Annotated in this window: 20 protein-coding genes; 5 read left to right on the top strand and 15 right to left on the bottom strand. The window is 40.4% G+C overall.

Annotated features, from left to right (window positions below; all coding sequences use genetic code 11):
* The first annotated feature begins 106 nt into the window (after positions 1-106).
* On the top strand, positions 107-517 hold the full coding sequence (locus tag FEZ08_RS03880) for a PTS sugar transporter subunit IIB (protein WP_138190401.1): 411 nt from the start codon (positions 107-109) through the stop codon (positions 515-517).
* Positions 518-570: 53 nt separating this feature from the next.
* Here FEZ08_RS03880 and FEZ08_RS03885 read toward each other — a convergent pair whose 3' ends face one another.
* Together FEZ08_RS03885 and FEZ08_RS03890 are read right to left on the bottom strand one after the other, a co-directional pair.
* Complete coding sequence (locus tag FEZ08_RS03885; RefSeq protein WP_138190402.1) at positions 571-1,989, bottom strand: MATE family efflux transporter; 1,419 nt, start codon at positions 1,987-1,989, stop codon at positions 571-573.
* Positions 1,990-2,204: 215 nt separating this feature from the next.
* Complete coding sequence (locus FEZ08_RS03890; RefSeq protein WP_138190403.1) at positions 2,205-2,783, bottom strand: TetR/AcrR family transcriptional regulator; 579 nt, start codon at positions 2,781-2,783, stop codon at positions 2,205-2,207.
* 140 nt (positions 2,784-2,923) lie between these two features.
* Between FEZ08_RS03890 and FEZ08_RS03895 the strand changes: the two genes are divergently transcribed.
* Entirely contained in the window at positions 2,924-3,577 is a 654-nt protein-coding gene (locus FEZ08_RS03895) for a class I SAM-dependent methyltransferase (RefSeq protein ID WP_138190404.1), read from the top strand.
* 2 nt (positions 3,578-3,579) lie between these two features.
* Positions 3,580-4,356, top strand: coding sequence for an EFR1 family ferrodoxin (locus FEZ08_RS03900; protein WP_138190405.1), 777 nt, complete (start codon positions 3,580-3,582; stop codon positions 4,354-4,356).
* Positions 4,357-4,395: 39 nt separating this feature from the next.
* Here the strand turns inward: FEZ08_RS03900 and FEZ08_RS03905 are convergent, their stop codons facing one another.
* The 6 genes from FEZ08_RS03905 to FEZ08_RS03930 all read right to left on the bottom strand — a co-directional run bounded on the left by FEZ08_RS03905 (position 4,396) and on the right by FEZ08_RS03930 (position 9,233).
* Positions 4,396-4,773 (bottom strand): nuclear transport factor 2 family protein, encoded by a 378-nt coding sequence (locus FEZ08_RS03905; RefSeq protein WP_138190406.1) that lies wholly within the window; start codon positions 4,771-4,773, stop codon positions 4,396-4,398.
* Positions 4,770-5,228, bottom strand: coding sequence for a hypothetical protein (locus FEZ08_RS03910; RefSeq protein ID WP_138190407.1), 459 nt, complete (start codon positions 5,226-5,228; stop codon positions 4,770-4,772). The genes FEZ08_RS03905 and FEZ08_RS03910 overlap by 4 nt, the downstream gene beginning before the upstream one ends.
* Positions 5,229-5,330: 102 nt before the next feature.
* Complete coding sequence (locus FEZ08_RS03915; protein ID WP_138190408.1) at positions 5,331-6,254, bottom strand: deoxyribonuclease IV; 924 nt, start codon at positions 6,252-6,254, stop codon at positions 5,331-5,333.
* A gap of 15 nt (positions 6,255-6,269) precedes the next feature.
* Positions 6,270-6,971, bottom strand: a complete 702-nt coding sequence (locus FEZ08_RS03920; protein ID WP_138190409.1) for an alpha/beta hydrolase — start codon at positions 6,969-6,971, stop codon at positions 6,270-6,272.
* A gap of 27 nt (positions 6,972-6,998) precedes the next feature.
* Positions 6,999-8,324 (bottom strand): DEAD/DEAH box helicase, encoded by a 1,326-nt coding sequence (locus tag FEZ08_RS03925; protein WP_138190410.1) that lies wholly within the window; start codon positions 8,322-8,324, stop codon positions 6,999-7,001.
* Positions 8,325-8,480: 156 nt separating this feature from the next.
* On the bottom strand, positions 8,481-9,233 hold the full coding sequence (locus tag FEZ08_RS03930) for a GNAT family N-acetyltransferase (protein ID WP_138190411.1): 753 nt from the start codon (positions 9,231-9,233) through the stop codon (positions 8,481-8,483).
* Positions 9,234-9,359: 126 nt separating this feature from the next.
* Between FEZ08_RS03930 and FEZ08_RS03935 the strand changes: the two genes are divergently transcribed.
* On the top strand, positions 9,360-10,331 hold the full coding sequence (locus tag FEZ08_RS03935; RefSeq protein WP_138190412.1) for a 4-hydroxy-3-methylbut-2-enyl diphosphate reductase: 972 nt from the start codon (positions 9,360-9,362) through the stop codon (positions 10,329-10,331).
* Positions 10,332-10,381: 50 nt separating this feature from the next.
* Here the strand turns inward: FEZ08_RS03935 and FEZ08_RS03940 are convergent, their stop codons facing one another.
* A complete protein-coding gene (locus FEZ08_RS03940; protein ID WP_138190413.1) occupies positions 10,382-10,894 on the bottom strand; it encodes a hypothetical protein in 513 nt (170 codons plus the stop codon).
* A 5-nt stretch (positions 10,895-10,899) separates the two neighbouring features.
* Positions 10,900-11,715: a LysR family transcriptional regulator gene (locus FEZ08_RS03945; protein ID WP_171014927.1), complete on the bottom strand. Its 816-nt coding sequence runs from the start codon at positions 11,713-11,715 to the stop codon at positions 10,900-10,902.
* Between the two features lie 99 nt (positions 11,716-11,814).
* Between FEZ08_RS03945 and FEZ08_RS03950 the strand changes: the two genes are divergently transcribed.
* Positions 11,815-12,738 carry a YeiH family protein gene (locus tag FEZ08_RS03950; protein ID WP_171014928.1) on the top strand — a complete coding sequence of 308 codons (924 nt, stop codon included), beginning with the start codon at positions 11,815-11,817 and terminating at the stop codon, positions 12,736-12,738.
* Between the two features lie 48 nt (positions 12,739-12,786).
* Here the strand turns inward: FEZ08_RS03950 and FEZ08_RS03955 are convergent, their stop codons facing one another.
* The 5 genes from FEZ08_RS03955 to FEZ08_RS03975 all read right to left on the bottom strand — a co-directional run bounded on the left by FEZ08_RS03955 (position 12,787) and on the right by FEZ08_RS03975 (position 18,424).
* Positions 12,787-13,572 (bottom strand): MurR/RpiR family transcriptional regulator, encoded by a 786-nt coding sequence (locus FEZ08_RS03955; protein ID WP_138190416.1) that lies wholly within the window; start codon positions 13,570-13,572, stop codon positions 12,787-12,789.
* A 23-nt stretch (positions 13,573-13,595) separates the two neighbouring features.
* Positions 13,596-14,699 (bottom strand): agmatine deiminase, encoded by a 1,104-nt coding sequence (aguA, locus tag FEZ08_RS03960; RefSeq protein WP_138190417.1) that lies wholly within the window; start codon positions 14,697-14,699, stop codon positions 13,596-13,598.
* A 154-nt stretch (positions 14,700-14,853) separates the two neighbouring features.
* A complete protein-coding gene (arcC, locus tag FEZ08_RS03965) occupies positions 14,854-15,789 on the bottom strand; it encodes a carbamate kinase (protein WP_138190418.1) in 936 nt (311 codons plus the stop codon).
* A 162-nt stretch (positions 15,790-15,951) separates the two neighbouring features.
* Entirely contained in the window at positions 15,952-17,043 is a 1,092-nt protein-coding gene (gene aguA, locus FEZ08_RS03970; RefSeq protein WP_138190419.1) for an agmatine deiminase, read from the bottom strand.
* On the bottom strand, positions 17,030-18,424 hold the full coding sequence (locus tag FEZ08_RS03975; protein ID WP_277871020.1) for an APC family permease: 1,395 nt from the start codon (positions 18,422-18,424) through the stop codon (positions 17,030-17,032). Before FEZ08_RS03975 ends, aguA (FEZ08_RS03970) begins: the two co-directional genes overlap by 14 nt.
* Between the last annotated feature and the right edge of the window lie 39 nt (positions 18,425-18,463).

Raw genomic sequence — 18,463 nt, forward strand, 5'->3', positions numbered from 1 at the left:
TTCTTCATTATATCACGAAAAATGCCACGAATGAACATAAAATTAAAGTTGCTGCCCCTATCAAAAGCAGCTATAATTAAAGTATCAGATAAGGAATGTGATACTTATGTTACGAATCGTAATTATGTGCGGCGGCGGCTTTTCATCAAGTCATTTAGCAGCTCGCACCAGCAAAGAATTAATACAACTGAACATGGATAATGAAGTTCAGATTGACTACTATGAACACGGCACCAATAAAACCAAATTCGCGGACTATGACATTGTCATGTGTTGCCCGCATCTAAAAATGGTCATCCCAACGCTGATTCAAGAAACCGGATTAGCTGAGCGTGTTCCCTTTTATATCATCCCGCCTAAAATGTATGGCATGATTTCGGCAAAAGAACTGGTTGCTGATGCTTATGAAGTGGTTCGCCGCTTCAAGGAACAACCTTTGAATCCTTTTTCTTTTCCGGATGAACCAAACCCATTACGTATTACCCGACACCTTGCCTACGTTCATACCCATAAATAGTTGAAAAGCGGCGAGTCCCCCTATGCAGGACTCACCGCTTTTTTTATTTTCTCCTAAACTGTGGTTTCAAGCTCTTGCTCACGGCCAGCTTCTTTTATTTGTAGCTTCGATAAATCACGTAATTTGTTTTGCGTAAAGAAGAACGCGAATACCCCGGCGATAAATCCGGCCAGCGGGAATGAAATCCAAACCCCGTATGTGCCGCTTGCACTGCCGAAGATGTTAGCTAGAATAAATGATATGATAAGCACCATCGGGATAAATAAGATGACTTGTTGCGAGAGTGAAATCAGCATCGCTGAAACCTTTTGTCCCAATGATTGCAAAGCAATCATTGAGGTACTTTGCATTGCGGTGAACATTGTCAAAGAGAAGAACAGCCGCAATGGCAGGACGCCGTCCTGAATGAAGGCGGTGTCGCTGGAATCAACGAAGATGCCGATAATTTGTTCTGGGAAGAATTGGACGATGGCAACGACACATATCAGGAAGATAAATGTAGTACGCAAGGCCATGTTATATACTTTGTGGACGCGGTCGAATTGACGCGAACCAAAGTTATAACCGATGATTGGCTGCATACCGTTATTAATGCCAAACACCGGCATCATCGCAAAACTGTTTATTTTGGAGATCGTCGCATAAACTGAAATGTCAGTAGGTGTTCCATAGAATCGCAATACGTTATTTGCCACGATTGCTACGGCTGAGGTTGCTGCTGTTGAGAAAAACAGCGGCAACCCTAGTTTTAAACTTTCAAAAGAAACGGTATAAAATTGTTTGAATGATTGCGGCATTTTTGGCCGGGTTAATGATTTTGGCGAGAATAAGAAGACCATTGCAACGATACATGAGATGATTTGCGCAGTACTGGTTGCAATCGCAGCGCCGGCAACACCCATGTTGAACTGCCATACAAAGAGCCAGTCTAAAGCAATATTAATAACTGCACTGACAAGCATATTAATCATTTGCACTTTTGGTTTTCCTTCAGCTCGCAGCGACATTCCACAGAACATTGATAATGCAAAGAATGGAATACCGATAAAACTATATAACATAAATTCTTTTGCGTATGGCAAGAATTCTGGTGTTGAACCAAAAAGCGGCAACAAAATGTCAAGTGACAATAAACTTATCAAAACCGCGGTAGTTGACAGGATAATGGTAAAAATAAATGATGAGCCGGTAATTGAACGGATTGGTTTAATATCTTTTCGACCAATATGAATCGATACCTGCGTTGCCGATCCCGAACCAACTAATTGGCCGATTGACATTAAAATCATTTGTAGCGGAAAGGCAATCCCTAATGCTCCGATAGCAACCGGACCGACTGTCTTACCAACAAAAAAAGTATCTGCCAGATTATAAAATGCTTGTACCATAAAGCCGACAACCATTGGTGCGGCCATTTGTGCTAACAACGGGCCTATTGGTTTCTTCCCTAAAAATGAGCGGTCATTGTTCATATAATATGCCTCCAAAAAACAGAAAAACCCCTTATCTTCAGGCCACCCTGAGGATAACTACGGAGTTCTCTTCCAAGTCAGTTTCTATAATATTATACCATTAATTACTCCAATCAACAATAAATTTATCGAAAAAATTTAAAAATATAAGCCCAAATCTTTTAGGTAAAACTGATATCCCGCGGACTGATAAACAGTACGCGGGATATTTTCTTCTATACTTTATGAATGCCATAAAATAAAATTTGCTGAAAGTCACTAAAAAGTTGCTCGCTATTATCTCCGGTATAAGTTGCACCCGCAGCATTCATTGCATTAATAAACTCTAAAATAGATTCAGTGGCTAAATCTTTATTAATCCAACCCTCATCTTTACCGGCTTGGATATAAAGTTTATAAATCTCTGATTTATAGACTGAACTCGTCTCAACCAATAATTGTAAAAATCCACTATCATCATTCAGTGTGCTTGAAAAATGTTCTTGAATGATTGCATTAAAATCACCGTTGCAGAGCTGCATAACTTTATTTAACTTTTCTTCAAATGAAATAGGCTCACTTAAAATAACTTTACTTTTATCCAATATATCTTGCATCAAAAACTTTACACAAGCCAGTACAAGATTCTCTTTATTTTCAAAATAATTATAAATTGATACCTGTGAAACATTTGCTTCCTGAGCAATCATTTTAATATTGGTTTTTTTATACCCATACTTACCAAATAGTTGAATGCTGGCAGCAATAATAGCAGTTTGCTTTTTTTGGGTTCTTGCTTCAAATTTATTCACCATAATCACCTGATATTATTATATTAAATTTTGAAATAAAATTCAATATATTACAAAAACTATTGCCTTCCCCTAAAGTGCATGCTATTATAGTTTTGAAATATAAATAAAAATATTTCAAAACTATTAAAGGAGGTTCACTCATGAAAAAGAAAATATTGAAAATTGGAGTGGTTGCTGTTGTGGTGGCATCATTAAGTGCTTTAGGCTTTAATTACTTTTTGGGACAAATGAAAAATCCAACCGGATTGGTTGGTTATGCGCTCTTTAATATCTGGAATAATACGTTTCAGGATATGACACAATGGGGTTTAAGCAAAATTCAGATCCAAGACGGAACTCAGCTATTGGATATTGGCATTGGCGGCGGTGAAACCTTGAACTATCTGGCCCATAATAATGAAACCCTCACTTTATATGGTATTGATATTTCTGAAGATGCTGTCAATTTTTCAATCGATAAAAACCGTGAATTTGTTGATCGTGGTATCATGACTATTGATACTGCTGATGTTGCAGACTTGCCTTACAATGATAACCTGTTTGAAATCGTCACTGCCTTTCAAACCCATATGTATTGGGATGATATTAAAACCGGACTCTCAGAAATCAATCGCGTTCTGAAACCGGATGGCACAATTTTAATTGTTTGTGAGATTGACAAAATTGAATACCACACACCTGAATGGAAAGACCCCGATACATTCAGTGAACTATTGCAATCTCTTGGCTTCTCTTCAATCACTTATGAAATAAACAATAACTGGATTTCTTTTGTTGTTAGGAAAGGTGCTTAAGTATGATTCTATTTTATTTTTCCGGAACCGGAAACACCCTTTATATTGCAGAGCAGATACAAAAAGCTTTTTCTGATGCAAGCTTACTGCCTATGCATAAACTTGCTGATATTCCCCATGAAGCAATTAACGGTAAGACACTGATTCTTCTCTACCCAGTTTATTACATCCGCCCTCCGGTATATGTTAAAAAAATGCTTCACCAAGCAAATACATTACTAGCCAATGCAACTATCATTTTAATTGCTACTTATTCCGGTAATTCCGGTTACGCTTTTAAGGATATTGAAACGATTTTACCCCAAAAGCCAAGCCAAACATTTTCAATAAAAATGCCCGGAAATTATTATCGCGAATACTCAGCATATCCTAAAAAATATCAAGATCGACTCTTAAAAAAAGCTGATAAAAAGCTAGAAACAATAATCATCGCTATTAAAAATAGACACGTGACTCGAGATAAACCCATTAATATTATCTCTAAGTTATACAATAAAAAAACAACCATCATTCAAAATAACTTTCAAATGATGGACGCTCAATTTAAAGTTAGTGACGCTTGTACAAAATGTACAACTTGCCAAAACATTTGTCCGGTGCAAAATATAAGTATTGAAGAACAAGTGCAATGGCACCATCATTGCGAGCAATGTATGGCTTGTTTGCAATGGTGCCCGGAAAACGCAATTACTATTGAAAATATTTCCCCCAAGCGAAAGCGATATACAAATCCACATATATCCGCTAACAGAATGATTACTTTAAACAATATGAAGTAAATGTAAAACCCGCTTATTGCTAAACAATAAGCGGGTTTCCTATTCTCCAAAAGGATATTTATGCGTCAATGTACTCTGAAACTCTTCTAAGGTGGCAATTTTATTATCAGCAAAGGTTACCTTACTCACCCCAGAAAAGCTATCAGTATTGCCTTTATATGTGCAAGTAAACGCCCATTTGCAGAAGTATGTTTGCTCGACTTCGGCAAACCACTCATCGGTGATAACCCAACTATCTACAGTGCCCTTAGCAAACCAGCGCTCCAACCAAACCGCAACTTGTTCTTTGCCGCGATAACACGGACCGTAACATTCTTCGATATAGATAGTATCAGCCAAAGTTGCTAGAATCTGCTCCTTATTGCCACTCACCCAACCATTAAAATAACCATTTACCGCTTCGAATCTTGACTTCATTTTTCAGCCATCTCCCGTTCCAATAAATACTTCTCAACTTCTTGCTGCTTTAATTTTCTGATTTGCGTATTGGGAAACTCCCGATACGCACCATTCCTATAAACCGCCTGCATACTGATACATTGCTTGGTTTTATGCTTATTCAGGTAGGATGTCAACGCTTTATCCGATGGAAAAACCTTATAAGCCAGCCGGCCATTTTGATCCTGAATTTGATAAATACCACAACTGCTTTTATGAGTCACATCTGCAGTTCGCAAATAAAGTATAGCATTTTTCAATGATTGAAATGGAAAATGCCACCGCTGCAATCCTCGCTTCGTATCTTTAGCAATACAGATACACCGCCCGCACGTTCCACAAATATATTGTTCATGTTGCTCCAAACATGCTCTGGCACCCAAAAGCGGAGTAATTCTGGATTGTTCACTATAACATTCTTCACACCCGATCATTACCGCCAACTCCCTTCTATTTTTAGTGTATCATCAACAACTGTTATGTCAAATAAAAATAGAAAAGCACCGCTTGCTGCAAGCGGTGCTTTTTAAACTCAATTATTTTTTGTAATAAGATATAATATCGCTAATTAAATTCGAATCGTTTTTCCCCGAACGTAACATCGCAATTTCAAATTTATACGGTGGAAATGACTTCTTGCCAGTCGCTTCATCAACAACATAAGGCGTCTCTAAAATCCGCGGAATATTTGGTAAATCTTGATGATGCACAATATAGTTCAAGGCATCAAAACCAATATAACCTAAGCCAATATTTTCGTGGCGGTCTTTATGTGCGCCCATCGGATTTTTACTATCATTAATATGTAAAACCGAGATACGTTCCTTACCAATCAAGCGGTCGAAATCAGCTAACACACCATCAAAATTATTAACGATATCATAGCCAGCATCATGTACATGACAAGTATCAAAACATACTGAAAGACGGTCATTATGCGTAACACCATTAATAATTTCTGCCAACTCTTCAAAAGTGCGGGCACACTCACTACCCTTACCAGCCATCGTTTCCAGAGCAATTGTCAGTTTCTCATTACCATGCAAAACTTCATTCAAGCCTTTAATAATTTGCTTAATCCCAACATCAGCACCCTCATTCACATGACTGCCTGGATGCAATACAATCTGGGTTGCCCCAATAGCTTCACTGCGGGCAATTTCTGATGTCAAAAATTCAACTGCCAACTCAAAAGTCTCCGGTTTTACTGTATTCGCTAAGTTAATAATGTATGGCGCATGCACCACGATATTGTTAATATCAATCCCGGCCTCTGCCATTCTGGTACGCCCGGCTTCGATATTCAACTCTTCAACTTTTTTACGACGCGTATTTTGCGGCGCACCGGTATAAATCATAAACGTATTGGCATCATAGCTTAACGCCTCTTCAACCGAACCAAGCAGCATTTCCTTGCCACTCATTGACACATGCGATCCTATAATCAAATCCTTACTCATAAGTCAACTTCCTCTCTATTTCTTTAGGATAAACTCTGCCATATTGACAAAAACCATTTGTTGCACCCGTTCATCATTTTGAAGATGCTCAAACTGATGAACATGATCAATTTCCTTTATATTTTGTTGGTAATAATCCGTTAATACCTGCTCTGAAAGTCGGTTACCAAGCTCATCAGCCTGCGTCAAACACAAGTACACCGGCCCGCCATAAGGCTGCTCAACATCAAGCAAAGTACTGGCCTCTGCCAACAACTCCGGTTCTAATTTATCCTTCAACCGGAACCGTGGCAACTTCAATTTTGTAGGCCCGTATAACAATAGCTTTTTCACACGTTCCGGTACAGCATTAGCTAGCGATGCAGCAACCAATCCACTGGCACCGCATCCACATAAATATACACCATTTAACCAAGGATACTTCTCCGTATGCTCAAGAATTGCCATAGCCTGCCCGAGAACTTCCTGCAAATCAGCATAATTAGCAAAATCATCACTATCGCCAAAATCCAAAAAATCAAAACGCACGCAAGCAATTCCTCGTGCCGCCAACTCGCGACTCATCTTCACCAAAGTTCGATGACTCCCTCTGGCATCATTCAACAAACTATGAAAAATAATTACTGCCGGCACATTCTTTAATGCTGCTGCCTCAGGCAAATGCAGCATTCCCCGCAATATATGACCATTATACCGGCACTCAATTGCTCGTTCCATGCAACATCACCCCTCATTACATCCTAACTACCGCTTCTTGTTATTCCGCTTCTGCTGCTGGCGCTTCGCCTTGCCAACTGCAGCCTTCACTTCCCGTTCAAGCTTCTTCTTATAACCAGGCTTCACTTTCTTCGCCTTACGCGCATGCGCCTGATGCGACGCCTTCAAGGTCTCATCATCAATCCGATTCACCCGCATCCGCTTATTACGGCTGGCAACCGGTACAAATTCTGCATTTTTAATCTCTACATAATTAATATCAATCCCGCGCTCACGCAACTGATTCACCGCAACCTCTTGCTCCGGCGTAATCAAAGAAATTGCCATCCCCTCATTACTACCACGAGCGGTTCGACCAACCCGATGAATATAAAACGCCAAATCATCCGGCAACTCATAATTAATAATATGACTAATACCCTCAATATCAATCCCGCGCGCCGCAATATCGGTCGCCACCACATACTGAAACTCCAAATCACGAATCCGGCGAATCATCTGCCGCCGCTCACGAGCGGAAAGATCACCATGCAAAACCCCGATGCGAATCCCGCGATCGCGTAATTCGCCCGCCAAAGCATCTGCATGCTTACGCGTATTAGCAAAAATAAGCGCCAAATAAGGATGACACATCTCGGTAATATCAACAATCAAATCTTCGCGACTCTTCCGTCGCACCGGAATCGCCAAATGCTCAATTGCAACCGGCGTCTTCTGCTTGGCATCAATCGCCACCTGTGCCGCACCCGCCATATATTTCTGAGCGAATTGCTCAATGACCTGCGGAATTGTTGCCGAAAAAATCGCCAGTTGCGCCGTCTCCGGCACCCGACCAATAATCCCATCAACCTCACTAATAAAGCCGGTATCAAAAATCATATCAGCTTCATCTAAAACAACCATAGTAACATGAGTAGCGTCTAGCGCTCCCTCTTTAATCAAGTCAAAAACCCGCCCTGGAGTTCCAATCACAATTTGTGGCTGACTATTTTTCAAACGTTCAATACCACGAGTCCGATCGGTTCCGCCAATTAATAACTGAATATCAATCGCATCAGGAAAATAATCGGCTAATTCAACCGCACGCTTAAAAATCTGTTCCGCCAACTCACGTGTTGGTGCCAAAACAACTGCTTGAATATTTTGTTTATGAATATTTAACTGCTCAAAAAGCGGCAACAAAAACGCATGGGTTTTTCCGGTTCCGGTTGGCGCTTGGGCAATCAAGTTGCGTCCTTTTAAAAGCAATGGCAGCACCTGGTGCTGAATTGGCGTCGGTTCCACAAATCGCAAATCCGCTAAAGCCTCCATTAATTCCAGCCGTAACTGGTAATCACTATATTTACTCTGCATGAAGTATCTCCTTAATTCTAAATCAAGTACTCAGCCTCGCACTTCGCGACGGCTGAGTACCCAAATTTTCACATTTTAACCTAAGAATATTATACTTTATTTTGGCTCAAACCACAACAAACTCCCTTTATAACTGCTTTTAGCCAGCTTAAAAACTTATTTCCGATTCATTATTCTTTTCAATGCTGCAACATCTAACAAATTCACCGTCTCAAAATGACCATTATAAAATACGCCCCAGTTATTAAAAACACCCGGCAATGTTTTTGCTTTTGCTAAACTAGCAACTTCAATAAGTGATGCCGGAATCTCATTTGTCTCACAATATTGCTTAATTTTCTCGATTGTTTGATAAACATAAGGACACTGCATATCATAATAAATTGTCAGCTCTTTATTATCAATTTTCTGTTCCTTAGCAGCTGCAGCAAACTTTGGTATTGTGCCATCAAATGATAAGGCTAGCAACTCGTATCCGTCCACTGTACTATCAACAACTTCAAAACCAATTTTTTTAGCAAATGCTTGATCCGAAAGCCACGCCTTCTGCTTCTTTGCTCCCAGCATACAAACACCGGATTTCCCTTTAGCTCTAGCATCTGCTATACAATATTCCATTAGTCCTTTTGCATACCCTTTGCCTTTGAAATCACCTAGAACCCATAAACAATAAATATAATAGTAATTATCACCAATAATTGGTACCCATGCAGTTTCAAGCGGTGCGTACTCTATAAAAACCGTCGCTTTTGCATCCAGTTTTCTAAATACATGACCTTCTTTCAAACGCTCGGCCAGCCATCGCCGTTTGGCCTCAACACCAGGGTGTAACTTCTTAGTACGAATAATACAACATAAATGTTCTTCATTAATATTTTCTGCCGTTATATTTATAAAATTATTGTTCATATCCATCACCTCGTCTATTAGTTCTATTATACCGCTAAATGCAAATCAAAATAAGACCATTTACTCCAAAGCACCTATTTATGATATAATAAATAAACCAACCTGGAAAAAGGATGTGCCAAACACATGAAAGTTATGAAAATTACGCCGCAAGGATACTGCCACGGTGTGGTCCATGCGATTAATATTGTTACCGAAAGCGCCTTTAATAACGAATTGCCGCGACCAATATATATTCTTGGCCAAATCGTTCATAATCGCCATATCACTAACGCATTGGCTGAGCTTGGGATTGAGACCTTGGAGGCAACTAATGCTACCCGACTTGAGCTTTTAGAGAAAATTGACCATGGCACCGTCATCATGACGGCCCATGGTGTCTCACCACAAGTGATTCAAACTGCAACTGATAAAGGACTCCATGTTATTGATGCAACTTGCAGTGATGTAACCACTACCCACAAGTTACTGGCTGAGAAAATCAATGAGGGCTACGAATTCTTTTACATTGGCAAAAAAGGGCACCCTGAACCAGAAGGTGCTACCGGTATTCACCCACAGAAGATTCATTTAGTAGAAACAGCTGATGATATTGCCAACATCAATGTTACCAGCGACAAACTACTGATTACTAACCAAACAACACTGAGTATCTGGGATGTAGCTAAAGTTGCTAAAGCCATTCAGGCGGCTTATCCGCAAGCAGAATTCATCAAAGAAATCTGCAATGCCACGCAAGTGCGCCAAGAAGCAGTTGCTGCACAAGCTCAATTCACCGACTTAATTCTCGTTGTCGGTGACCCGAAAAGCAACAATACTAATCGCTTGGCACAAATCGCCGAAGAATCTGGAACACCAGCTAAACGTATAGCTGATGTCAGTGAAGTTGACTTAGACTGGTTTACTGAAGATATGATTATTGGTGTAACTAGTGGTGCTTCAACCCCAACGCAAGTGATGATGACGGTTTTCCGTTACCTTGAACAGCTTGATCTTAACGATGAAAACACTTGGTCGGTTGAAGGCACTTTGCCTAAAGAAAAACTCTTGCCGATTCGTAAATATAAAGATGCACAAGCAAAAAAAGACTCTCAATGAGTCTTTTTTATTTGCAAAGCCGGGTGTCCGATAAAAACACCCGGCTTTGCTTATTTTCTTATCATCTTCATCAAGCGGCGAAAGCTGGTTAAATTTCCTTCAAGTTCGTAAAGCGCCACTCTTTCTCCCTCAGCGTCAATCACCGCAATTCCTGATTGATAGAACAAACGGCGTCTTTTTGCAATGACTGCTCCGCTTATATTATCGATATTCAGTAAATCATTTGGCACCAATAGGAACGTGTGCGTATTTACATCGTACTGATCCTTAATACCATAATTAACCGCTCTAATAAAAAGTATGCCATCTTTAATAGTTATTTTAGTTTGGGTAATAACCTGCATCAACCAAATCACCAACCAAAAATAAATAACCAAAATAACTAAAAGCAGACAAATATAAACCCAAAGCGGAATCAGAAGTTTTGCCATCGCCAACACCAGCAAAAAGAACGGTACCATAATAATTACTACAAAAACAATAAGTAAAATATCGTAGTAACCTTTTCGTGGCTTACCATTGCAAGTTCTTGGCGAACTCCGAAAATTAGTATTAAAAATCATATCTCTCAATCCTTTCTGCTTTGTAAAAATGTTGCTACCCGCTCACTCATTACCGTTCGCTTTTCTCCCTTGCGAGTAACAAAGTAGAGCGGTCTGGTCAGTGTTGCCTGCGATTCATATCCCTGCACCGCAAAACCTTCAGCAACAAAACCAATCGCAACTCCATTCTCAACGGCGCTCTTAATAGCATAGTTACTGCCGGTCTCATATATTTTTGCCGGCTTTACCTTATTCTCCTTCCAATACGCCTCCACCAGCGCCCGCGTCCCCGAACCCGGTTCACGCACAATCCATGGCTTACTCACATCATTATCAGGTACATATAAGTGCAATCGCTCCATAGCAAACACCTCACTATTCACCGCCACAGAACGAATATCACCCTCCACCAGCGCACAATCCAACTTATACTCCAACAACATCTTAATAATAGCACTGGTATTATCACTTGCCACCTTAATCTCCATGTCGGAATACGCTTGCGTTATTTCCCTCACAAAGGGAAATAACCAAATATCACTAATTGTTTTGGTAGCACCAATAGTAACCCTTTCCTTACTACGATAATAATGCTCATCCACAACCAACTGCAACTCATCATAAATATGCTCAAGCTGTTTTGCCTTCTTATAAACCTCATAACCAGTCTCGGTCAAACTAAACTGCCGGTTCTCGCGATTAATCAACTTAGCATGTAATTCCTCTTCAATATTGGCAATAACCACACTTACCGCCGGCTGTGACATAAACAATGCATCAGCCGCCTTAGTAAAACTCTTATGTTCAACTACTGCAATATAGACCTGCCATTTGCGTTCCATAATTTTCACATCCATAAATAATAGTTATGTTATATATATCAATTATATTATACAATAATTCTTTCTTGCAGTAAACTAAGCATGAGAGGAGTTGATTTTATGAAAAAATATACATTTTATTTTGGCGCCGGAGTTGCCTTTATCTTGCCATTTATTCCTGGCATAAGCAGCTTTGCATCCGGCATTGCTCTTATTCTTGGATTATTGATTGCAGTGGCTAATTACACTCCGGCAACCATCAATGTTTCCAAATACCGTAAATTATTCCTAAACGGCGCTATCATCCTGTTTGGTTTCGGTCTCAACATCAACCAAGTTATCAGTGTTGGTGCTTCCGGCATTTGGAAAAGCGCCCTCAGTCTGATAATCACCATCACCGTCGGCCTCCTCTTGATGAAGTATATCAACATTGACCGCAAAACCGGCATGCTCATCGACGTCGGCACCGCCATCTGCGGCGGCAGTGCCATCGCTGCCGTCTCACCAGTCATCAATGCTGATGACCAACAAATCGGCATCTCAACCGGTGTCATCTTCGCCCTCAACACCGTCGCGCTCTTCCTCTTCGCCCTCTTCGCTCACCTCATACCCTTGAGCGCCGAACAATTCGGCACCTGGGCGGCACTCTCAATCCACGACACCTCCTCAGTCGTCGGTGCCGCCGCCATGCATAGCGATGCTGCCCTGCAAGTAGCAACCATCCTAAAACTCACTCGTACCCTCTGGATAATTCCAATAGTACTGATTCTGGCCTTCGTAGAAAAATCCAACAAAAAAGGAAGTTTCCCGCTCTTTATCATCTTCTTTATCCTTGCCAGCCTAATATCCTCATTCTTCCCTAACCCCGACCTCTACATCACACTAACCCTCATAGGTAAAGCAATGCTCTCACTGGCACTCTTCCTAGTCGGCACCACACTTCACCCCAAAACCATCACCAATGCCGGCCTCAAACCAATATTGTTTGGCGTTATCCTTTGGGTTGCAGCAATTATTTCCGGATTCTGCATTGCTATCCTTTAGGAGAAAAATAAACCCGGCCTTGCTGACAAGCAGCAAGGCCGGGTCTTTTTAATTATGTTTAGTAATCATAGTCTCTTCCATATGTTGGTAGAGAATTAACTCCATCAAGGCAATAATTGAAATTCTTGATGTCAAATCAACACCATTTATTTCAATTTCATCAGTGAAAATATATAAATTAATATCACTCATATTTTGAATTGTATTATTGTCAGCACCGGTTATTGAAACAATGAGCGGGCGCTGTTCACGCATCTTCAAGACTTCAATCATCTGCACTAGCTCACGATCGTGGCCTTCATAATTAAAAATGAAAACTAAATCATCCGGCTTTATCTTCTGCATCGTAATACCACGATATTGTGAATCGCGCGGAAAAAGCACATCAAAACCGCTGACACTATATAAAAACTGGGTATAATAAGCAACATTTTTGCTTAATCCTTTAGCCAAAATAACAATACGCGGCTTGGACTTCAATGCTTCACAGATACGCACAATCTTAGCTGATTCCATGACCCGAACCGACTCAATCAGATTTTTCAAATATTCCTCACGATATTGTTTTTGTTCAACAACAAACGGTGATTCATTCATTTCTGGTTCTTCAAGCGCAGTAAACTTAAGCACCGTGATAAATTCACTGTACCCGCTAAATCCTATCTTGCGCACAAATCGCAAAAATGTTGTTGTTGACACAAAACACTCAGCTGCTACTTCACGAATACTTCTATTCTTCAAAGTATGCATATTCTTGATAACATAATCAAACAAGCTACGTTCGTTTTGAGTCAATGCTTCTAAATGCTTACTAGATATCTCAAAAAAATCCATATTTAGACTCCTCTACTTGTTGATTACTTCTTTTTTCTTTTAGGTACTCCCTGGGTAATGCAGTGAATGTTTCCGCCACCCAACAAAATCTCGCGCGCCGGAATACCGATTACCTTATAATCCGGATATAATTGTTCAAACATACGCTTTGCATGTTCATCATTTGGATCATCAAAGGTTGGAAAGATAATACCGCCATTAGCAGTATAGTAGTTGACATATGTAGCTGATAAACGATCCCCGGTTAAGCGCGGATAAGTACCGTTTACCATGTCTATACCTTCACTCTCCTCTTTAGTAATAAATACCGAATTCGGATAATTAATTTTATGAATCTCAAATTGGCGTCCTTGGGCATCACGGGCATTACTCAAAATTTCATAACACTCACGAGAAATTTCATACTGCAAATCATCTTCATCATCAGACCAGGTCAGCACGATAACTCCGGGACGAACAAAATTAAGAATATTATCAATATGACCATTAGTTTCATCAAAATAAACGCCGCGCTTCAACCAAATTACTTTATCAACATTACAATACGTCTTAAGCATTTCTTCAATCTCAGCTTTGCTGTAGTCGGGATTACGCCCTTCTGAAAGCAAACATTCCTCAGTGGTAATCAAAGTCCCCTGACCATCAAAATGCACCGAACACCCCTCAAGAATAAACTTCTTAATATAGTAAAAATCAATATGCTCAATATCGCAAATTTTCTCGGCAACCTGATCATCCTTATCCCAAGGAAAATACAAACCATCAAGTAACCCGCCCCAGGCATTAAACCGCCAGTCAACCGCGCGAATATCACCTTGATCATTCTTTACGTACATTGGACCAAAGTCACGAATCCAGGCATCATTATAACTCATCTCAATAACCCGAATTTTGTCTGAAAGGATAAACCGGGCGTGCTGATATTGCTCTGGTGACACCAACATCGTTACCGGTTCAAACTCAGCAATCGCCTCTGCCACCGCAGCATATGTCAACTGCGCCGGCTTACCGCCCTCACGCCAGTTATCAGTCCGCTCCGGCCACATCATATAACACTGCTCATGCTCCTCAAACTCAGCGACCACCGAAAACCCATCTAATCGAGGATTACGCTCCATAATTTTCATGATAAAAAACTCCTCATCAAATCACTTATGAAATAGCTTACACACCTATTATATATTATTTCACAGCCTATTTCATTGATTTTTTGTTGAAATACTCAAAACGGACAGACCAAAAGCACGACTTTTGGTCTGTCCCCAATTTTTCTCCTAAACCTTACTTCACAACAACTGTTCCCGACACACCATGAATCAGGTTTTCAATATTTTCCAGTGAAGTAATAATCGCTTTCCCATTATCAGTATTCTTAACAAAAGTAATTGCTGCTTCAACTTTTGGCAACATACTGCCGGCAGCAAAATGACCCGCTTCAATATACGTTTCCAACTCAGCAACACTCACTTCTTCAAGCTTCTTCTGATCTGGCTTATTGTAATTAATATAGACATTGTCAACACCGGTTAAAATAATCAGTAAATCAGCGCCTACTAATTCAGCAAGCTTTTCAGAAGCAAAATCCTTATCAATAACCGCTTCAACACCGCGCAACGATTTACCCGCCACCGGGATCCCGCCACCACCGGCAGAAATAGTCACAACCCCTAGCTCAACCAACTGGTTAATAACCTGGTATTCCTTAATACCAACCGGCTTTGGCGACGCAACAACCTTCCGCCAGCCGCGCCCCGAATCCTCCTTAAAAGTATCCTTGCCGGCTGCCATTATTGCCTTCGCCTCCGCCTCACTCAAAAACGGCCCAATCGGCTTAGTCGGATTCTTAAACGCTGGATCCTGCTCATCAACAATCACCTGCGTCACAATTGTCGCAACATCCTTTTGAATGTTACGCGCTGCCATTGCTTTATTCAAAGCATTTTGCATCCAATAGCCGATGCTTCCTTGTGTCATCGCTACACACGTATCCAGCGGCATCGCTGGATTACTCTCACTTGCAGCTGCCGCTTGTTGTAACAATAAATTCCCAACTTGCGGACCATTACCGTGCGAAATGATTAAATCATCCCCACGCTCAATTAATTGCACCAAATACTCGGCAGTCGTTACCAGTGCCTGTTGTTGTGCCTCACTGCTGGCATCATCCGATAAAATAGCATTGCCGCCTAAGGCAACAACAATTTTGCGTTTATTCATTTTGTTTCCTCCAATAATAAACAGCCGGCCGGAGATATGCTTCTCACCCTGCCGGCTGTCCTCTAAGATTAATTTTGAAAGTGTTTTATTATTATTTTATAGCTTGTAATTAGCATTATCATAAGGCAGTGATTGGGCACCACCCTGGCCATTCAACATTTTTTACTTTGGGATTTGTTGCGTAATACAATGCACATTTCCGCCGCCCAGCAAGATTTCACGTGCCGGTACACCAACAATTTTATGATTTGGATACAATTCTTGTAATTTTTTGCGTGCATCCTCATCTTTCGGATCACCGAATAACGGGAAAATAATACCACCGTTAGCTGTATAATAATTGATATAACTCGCTGCCAAACGATCACCAGGTAAACGTGGCAATGTTCCATCAACTGCATCTACACCTTGACTTTCCTCTTCAGTAATCAATACTGGACTCGGCACATGAATTTTATGAACTTCAAGTTTGCGGCCCTTAGCATCAACTGCATTAACTAATGTATCATAAGCTTCCTTAGAAATTTCATATTGCGGATCAGACTCATCATCCGTCCAAGCAACAGCAACAACTCCAGGTGCAACATAATTGATAATATTATCAACATGACCGTTAGTTTCATCTAAATAAATACCACGTTTTACCCAAATAATTGTTTCCAGATTTAAATATTCTTTCAGCACTTGTTCAATTTGCTCTTTTGAAAGCTGCGGATTACGCCCATCGGATAATAAGCACTCCTCGGTCGTAATCAAAGTGCCTTCACCATCAACATGGATTGAACCACCTTCTAATACAAAATCTGCTAAACGATAGCGATCTTTCATTTCAATTTCACAAACTTTTTGAGCAACAGCATCATCTTTGTCCCAAGGGAAATAGAGTCCATCAACTAATCCGCCCCAAGCATTAAATGCCCAATCAACCCCGCGCACTTCGCCTAAATCATTAACAACAAATGTCGGTCCGCAATCACGTACCCAAGCATCGTCATTGTCGATTTCAACAACGCGAACATTTTCAGGCAGCATCTGACGCGCATTATTATATTGCTGCGGACTTACTGCAACCGTCACTGGTTCAAATTCAGAAATAGCTTTAGCCACTTCAACAAAGGTTGCCTGAGCTGGTTTTCCTCCTAAACGCCAGTTGTCTGGACGTTCTGGCCAAATAATGTAGCAGCCAGCGTGTTTTTCAAATTCTCCCGGCATCCGGAAGCCATCTTTTTTCGGTGAACTATCAATTGTTCTCATTTACACTCACTCCTTCAAGTTTTTCTTTATCTTTACCTGCAAAATGTATACAGATTTCACCAATAACTATTGCAAGAATACTTCCCACTAATATTGGAATCTTAGTTCCCAATTCTGCCTCTGAAAAATCAAGTGGCACAATCGAGAATATTAAAGTAATAATTAACAATACCATTGGCACATACGTAATTAATCGTAAGACCACTGGACCGCCTGGCACTTTAAACGGCCGTTCACGATCAGGATCAATTTTGCGTAGTCGTAAGAATGCAGGGAACATCATAATATATGACGCCAGCAAAGCCACAACATTCAAAGCAAAGAACGCCCAGAATATATTTTCATTTGGTATAAACGGCGCTGCAATAACCAAGATTGATGCAACAACACCATTTAAAATACTTGCACCAATAGGCATGTCATTTTTAGGATTTACAATACGAAATACTTTTGGTAAATCGTTATTACGAGCAGCATACATCGCTACATAGTTGACCCCTAAAGCCCATGATACTAAATTTGCTGCCAAAGTAAACATAAACATAATACCAACGGCGATTACAAACGGATTCACACTACCAACTAACATAATGAAGCTATCAATTAAGCCACCAGATGTTGACAATTCGCTTGTCGGAATTGCAGCCCCCATACCGAACGCTGCCAATAAATAGAAGAATGCAATCAAAATGCCGCCAAAAATAATTGCTTGGGGAATTTGTTTTTTAGGATTCTCCATATCACCGGCCATAGTTGTAACAACCTCAAAACCGAGGAAGTTAAATATAATTACCGATATAAAAGCCAAACTATCAATACTGAAATCAGGTAATAAATTTTGTGGTGATAAATCATTCGCCATACCATTATTAATTGCGAAATAAATGCCTAAACCACCTAAACTTACCATGATAAAAACTTTAAATATTGCCGCGATATTTAAGATCCATTTACTATCGCTGACCGGAAAACAACTGATTGCACTGATTACCCAGATAAAAATCAATTGAATCGCAATTACTACCGGAATACTTAATTCAAGACCAAAAATCTGTGTAATTACACCGGTAAATAAAACTGCCAGACTTGCCATCCAAATAGGAAAGTTCACCCAGTAAAGCCAAGCTACTCGTCCGCCCCAACGACGGCCAAAAGCACGCTTCACCCAATCATAAATACCACCCTCATCATCATAAGTCGTTCCTAATTCTGCCGATATTAATCCATATGGCAAGAAAAACAATAACAACAGTAATCCCCACCAAAAGAATTGTGATGGACCGATTGCAGCTGCCGGTGCTGCTGATTCAACAACCAGAATAACACAGACCGCCATCAATACGGCATCAAATAAACGAAACTTTTTCTTTTTCTTCTCCAATGTGACCCACTCCTTAATATAAGTGGGGGAGGCCAATTA

Origin of the sequence: Culicoidibacter larvae (assembly GCF_005771635.1) — a bacterium.
GTDB classification, from domain to species: Bacteria; Bacillota_I; Bacilli_A; order Culicoidibacterales; family Culicoidibacteraceae; genus Culicoidibacter; species Culicoidibacter larvae.

What these genes read in the sequence shown, in the direction of transcription:
- FEZ08_RS03890 (WP_138190403.1), bottom strand. Translation starts at nt 2,783, where the DNA reads ATGGTGAATAAATTTGAAGCAAGAACCCAAAAAAAGCAAACTGCTATT.
- FEZ08_RS03915 (WP_138190408.1), bottom strand. Translation starts at nt 6,254, where the DNA reads ATGAGTAAGGATTTGATTATAGGATCGCATGTGTCAATGAGTGGCAAG.
- FEZ08_RS03930 (WP_138190411.1), bottom strand. Translation starts at nt 9,233, where the DNA reads ATGAACAATAATTTTATAAATATAACGGCAGAAAATATTAATGAAGAA.
- FEZ08_RS03925 (WP_138190410.1), bottom strand. Translation starts at nt 8,324, where the DNA reads ATGCAGAGTAAATATAGTGATTACCAGTTACGGCTGGAATTAATGGAG.
- FEZ08_RS03905 (WP_138190406.1), bottom strand. Translation starts at nt 4,773, where the DNA reads ATGAAGTCAAGATTCGAAGCGGTAAATGGTTATTTTAATGGTTGGGTG.
- arcC (WP_138190418.1), bottom strand. Translation starts at nt 15,789, where the DNA reads ATGAATAAACGCAAAATTGTTGTTGCCTTAGGCGGCAATGCTATTTTA.
- FEZ08_RS03885 (WP_138190402.1), bottom strand. Translation starts at nt 1,989, where the DNA reads ATGAACAATGACCGCTCATTTTTAGGGAAGAAACCAATAGGCCCGTTG.
- FEZ08_RS03880 (WP_138190401.1), top strand. Translation starts at nt 107, where the DNA reads ATGTTACGAATCGTAATTATGTGCGGCGGCGGCTTTTCATCAAGTCAT.
- FEZ08_RS03940 (WP_138190413.1), bottom strand. Translation starts at nt 10,894, where the DNA reads ATGATTTTTAATACTAATTTTCGGAGTTCGCCAAGAACTTGCAATGGT.
- FEZ08_RS03945 (WP_171014927.1), bottom strand. Translation starts at nt 11,715, where the DNA reads ATGGAACGCAAATGGCAGGTCTATATTGCAGTAGTTGAACATAAGAGT.
- aguA (WP_138190417.1), bottom strand. Translation starts at nt 14,699, where the DNA reads ATGAAAATTATGGAGCGTAATCCTCGATTAGATGGGTTTTCGGTGGTC.
- FEZ08_RS03955 (WP_138190416.1), bottom strand. Translation starts at nt 13,572, where the DNA reads ATGGATTTTTTTGAGATATCTAGTAAGCATTTAGAAGCATTGACTCAA.
- aguA (WP_138190419.1), bottom strand. Translation starts at nt 17,043, where the DNA reads ATGAGAACAATTGATAGTTCACCGAAAAAAGATGGCTTCCGGATGCCG.
- FEZ08_RS03920 (WP_138190409.1), bottom strand. Translation starts at nt 6,971, where the DNA reads ATGGAACGAGCAATTGAGTGCCGGTATAATGGTCATATATTGCGGGGA.
- FEZ08_RS03910 (WP_138190407.1), bottom strand. Translation starts at nt 5,228, where the DNA reads ATGATCGGGTGTGAAGAATGTTATAGTGAACAATCCAGAATTACTCCG.
- FEZ08_RS03900 (WP_138190405.1), top strand. Translation starts at nt 3,580, where the DNA reads ATGATTCTATTTTATTTTTCCGGAACCGGAAACACCCTTTATATTGCA.
- FEZ08_RS03935 (WP_138190412.1), top strand. Translation starts at nt 9,360, where the DNA reads ATGAAAGTTATGAAAATTACGCCGCAAGGATACTGCCACGGTGTGGTC.
- FEZ08_RS03895 (WP_138190404.1), top strand. Translation starts at nt 2,924, where the DNA reads ATGAAAAAGAAAATATTGAAAATTGGAGTGGTTGCTGTTGTGGTGGCA.
- FEZ08_RS03950 (WP_171014928.1), top strand. Translation starts at nt 11,815, where the DNA reads ATGAAAAAATATACATTTTATTTTGGCGCCGGAGTTGCCTTTATCTTG.